This window comes from Campylobacter concisus (genome assembly GCF_001891085.1).
Taxonomy (GTDB): domain Bacteria; phylum Campylobacterota; class Campylobacteria; order Campylobacterales; family Campylobacteraceae; genus Campylobacter_A; species Campylobacter_A concisus_O.
This window is the reverse complement of record NZ_JXUP01000015.1, coordinates 1-4,372: the sequence shown is the minus strand read 5'-3', so window position 1 is coordinate 4,372 and position 4,372 is coordinate 1. Positions and strand designations below refer to the sequence as shown.

Annotated in this window: 2 protein-coding genes; both read right to left on the bottom strand. The window is 37.6% G+C overall.

What is annotated here, in order from left to right; genetic code table 11:
- Nucleotides 1-253 (bottom strand): hypothetical protein (locus TH67_RS10080; RefSeq protein WP_141081784.1); only part of this gene is annotated, 253 nt, incomplete at its 3' end.
- A gap of 239 nt (nucleotides 254-492) precedes the next feature.
- The coding region (locus tag TH67_RS10435) for a beta strand repeat-containing protein (RefSeq protein ID WP_072595450.1) at nucleotides 493-4,372 on the bottom strand (3,880 nt) is incomplete at its 5' end.

The following is a 4,372-nucleotide window of genomic DNA, read 5'->3' as shown; positions in this document are numbered from 1 at the left end:
CTGTTCCTTTTAAGATGGCTTGTTGTAAAGCTGAGATATCAGCTACTGTTTCGTTATTGTTAGAGTCTTGATCTAGAGTTAGAGTATCTTTACCTATTAAAGTTATATCTTTACCATCAGTTTGAGTTATTGTTACTTTAGAGTTAGAACCCTCTGTAACTATCTTTTCGTTTTGATCGATGTCTTCAGCGCCAAGATCTTCTACTTCTGTAGTTGCATCGTTAAGGACTATTACGCTTTCCTCTTGTAGCACTTTTAACCCGCTCCAGCTTATTTATCGTATTTAAATTGTTTTGATTTCATAAATCGGCAAATTATATATATTTTTAAGAGACTTGTCTATTGTACTTTGGTGCTAATTGGATATATTGAAGTAAAAATTCTTAAATTTGCTAGTTAAATTTGAGTTTTAAGATGATTCAATTAGAAATTTAGTGAGATAAAAATATCCCAAAGGAAAATTCCTTTGGGATTAAAGTATCTAGTTGAAATTTAAATATCAACGTGTACTTGGTTTTGTTGGACTTCCAGAGTTACAGTTTTTCCACCCACTGTGTTAGTATAAACATTGTAGTCAATACCATCAGCAGTTGTAGTACCTGAAGCTAACCAACCATTACTCTTAAGAGCAAGATTATCGTTACCATCGCCATCTATTCTTAGCTTGTTCCTATCATCAGTCATATCTAGAACATCTTTAGCTGATAGATTTATGTTATGGCTACCTTCGGTTAGATCTAGTTTTTCGATATTCTTAACTTTGCTAAAGTCTAAAGTATCATCAGCGATTTTTAATGTATCATCTCCAGTTCCGCCGTTGATAGTTGTATTATTTAGGTTTACACCTTGTTTGATTGAGATAAGATCATTGCCAATTCCACCTTCTATATTAGCATCATTAAATATTCCAGAGTTAACAAAAATTTCATCATCTCCGCCTCCAGCAAATATACCACCATGTATACTACCATTTTCATTTTTACCATTAAATACGGCTCCATTTACATATATTTGATCATTTCCTCCATTAATATTATCATCCGCATTGTCACCGTATACCCTAGAGGAATTAAATGTAGAGCCACTATTTAAATATATTTTATCTGCACCAGTTCCAGCAGCTATAAATGAATCATCTTGGAATATAGTTCCCTCTTTTACTGTAATTTCATCACTTCCGCCACCAGTGATTACGCTAGATAATCTACCATCATCGCTTTTCATGAAAGTAGTATTTGTTATAGTTACACGATCTGTCTCATTAGCAGTGTATCCTGCATCATCGGTATATAACGTAGATCCCTTAAATGTTATGCGGTCAGTATTACTATTGCCTTTAAGCTCTATAGTATCCTCTCCAGCGCCCATCTGTATAACAGTACGAGTGAGTGTTACTCCACTAGCTATATTTACGGTATCAGAACCAGCACCAGTGTTGATGTTTGACTGAGTAGCAGATGGTGTAGTCGCTGGCGCAGTGATATCGCTACCAATGTTTACTATGTCATTCTCAGCTCCGGTAGTTACATCAACCTTCTTCACTGTCGCTCCAGCATTGATATTGACTTTACCTACGCCACCGCCAGTTTTTATAGAAACATTATCTATAGTCGCTCCAGAATTTATATTTACCTCATCGTAGCCTGAGCCCAAATCAACATTAGAATTTGTGATAGAACCATCTACATTAAGAATATCTTTTCCACCGTAAGTTTGTATTTCGGCGTTTTTGACGGTAGCGCCTGCTTTAACGTTTATGGTATCTTCTGAATCATTTCCATGATCTGATCTTATATAAGTTTTATGCTCCCTAAAGCCGTTAAGACGAGCATCTTGGTCGCCAAATACCGCACCGGACTCTATATTTACTTCATTTTTACCCTTCTCTAGTCCGATCTCTGCTTCGCTAAACGTACCGCCCCTTACATTCACAGTATCATTGCCGTCGCCGGTATAAATTCTCGTGCCGGTTAAATTTGCTCCGGCATTTATATTTATCTCGTCGTTACCGCCATCCATATTCACAAGAGAATCTTTAAATGTAGCATTATCTATTGTTAAAGTATCTTTACCATCGCCCATATCTGCTTTGAATTTTACCGTAGCTCCGCCGTGCATCTTTATCTCATCATCTCCACCGTGAGTTTGAAGATTATTGCCGACGTTAGTATAAGTAAAGTCGCCCGCTATATCTATAACGTCTTTATTTTGGCTACCCATAAGGCTCTTTACTCTAGCTTCGCCGCTTTGATGGAAATTCATATATTGCTTGCCTAGAGATTGAGAAGCTTGTATCGTTATATCTTTTAATACGGCGTTTCCGGTTACGTTTAGAGTAGCTTTATCTGTTGATTCACCGCCTTCAAACTGCAATGTAGTGCCATCCAACTCGGCATTATCTTTGATTTCTATCTTATCATCCGCTCCGGCTCCAGTGTTAAAATTACCACCTTTAGCCTTAACATTGTCGCTTATAGTTATAGTATCGCTACCTTGTTCCCCTTGAAGATACGTGTTGTTTAAGATTGCATTGCCGCTTACCGTTATAGTATCGTCACCGCTTCCGCTCCTATTGAATCCACCGGTTAAATTTGCGTTTCCGGTTATGGTTATATCATCATTACCATTACCGGACACAATATTAGTGTACTTAAGTTTCGCATCCTCGATTTTTACAGTATCTTTAGCCCCGCCAACCGCATTAGCATTAGCATCACCGGTATCTATATTTACGCTATTTAATTCAGTCCTTGCACCTGAAATAGTTATCTGGTCATTTCCTGATCTTTGTGAACCATTCATAACTCCACCATCGCCAAGTATATTGCTGTTAGTAATTTTTCCATTGTTTATAGAAATTTTATCGTTACCAGCTCCGCCTTGGATAGTCGAGTCACTGATGTTTGCGTTATCACCGATAGTAATTTCATCAGTGCCGCCGCCGCCACTTATTACAGAGCCACCACTCATTTGTAAATTTTTACCTATTGTGATTTTATCGTTTCCATCGCCATCATTATTTTTAATGTCTCCATTATTTCCCCAGTCGCCGTGTATGCCAGAAGTATTGCTAAGAATTAAATCATCGCCAGCTTCAATTTTATCATCTCCACTGCCACCTTGTATATCAGCCCAGTCTTTCACAGTAACTTTGTTGGCGATATTTATCTTATCTTTATCTGCTTGATCACTATCACCTGTTTGAATGTCAGAAGCAGAAATTTCAGCACCTTCACCTATATTTAAAATATCATCACCATTATCTAAATTTATATGAGTACCTCCTTTAACAGTACCATTTATATTTAGCGTATCTTCATCATCCCCCATAATAACTCTAGCATGATCCAATGTGGCACCTTTTTCTAAGGTTATAAAATCCTTTCCGCCATGAACCCCTATTTCAGTATTAGTAACGGTGGCACCAGATTTGATATTTACTACATCATCGCCATTTTCTAAATTTATATAAGAATTTTTGTATTCACCGGCATTCATATTTAGTGTGTCTTCGCCGGCTCCAGTTAGGATACTATTTCCATTGAGTCCTTGGTTTATATTTACATAGTCATCATTATCAACGATTTTGCCGTCAGCTTGAGAGTTAGCGATCTCTTCGTTATCTGTAGTTACATTTAGGGTTAGTTTTCTTTTATATATACCGTACTGAACTCCATTTATATCAGAATACTTACTTCCATCTTGTTCGCCTTGGTTCTGATTAGCACCCATCTGAGTAGGATTATTAGCTAGATCAACGCCTTTAAGTCCGTAGTTGTTTATTGTTTCTACTTTTACTCGAAGGTTATTGATTTGGTTTGCATCGGCAAGATTTACGATAGTGCCACGCGTCCAGTTGATACCATCAAGAGAATACTCTACAGAGTTTGCATTATAATCTACTCCAGCTACTCCGCCACTAAAGTTTAAATTTAATGTAGTAGGTCTAGATGTCAAGGTAGTAGGCAAGGATAGCCTGTAAGTCATAACACCACCTTCCATAGTATCTGAAGAAGTTATGTTTATGCTAAATCTAGGTAGAACTCCAGCACCAGCCCCAGTAGCAGCACTTCCTCCACTTACACCAAGAGCATTATCTGCAGCTCCTGCTAGAGCTAAAGCATCTATGCTTGCTACATTAGCATTTATGTTACTAATGTGGCCTCCTTCAGCAAAGCTAGCAGCACCAAGGCTTACACCATCTCCACCAGCATTACCTGCTTGTGGACCACCTGCAGCAGTTTCTTCTAGAGCATTAAGATCTGTTCCTTTTAAGATGGCTTGTTGTAAAGCTGAGATATCAGCTACTGTTTCGTTATTGTTAGAGTCTTGATCTAGAGTTAGAGTATCTTTACCTATTAAAGTTATATCT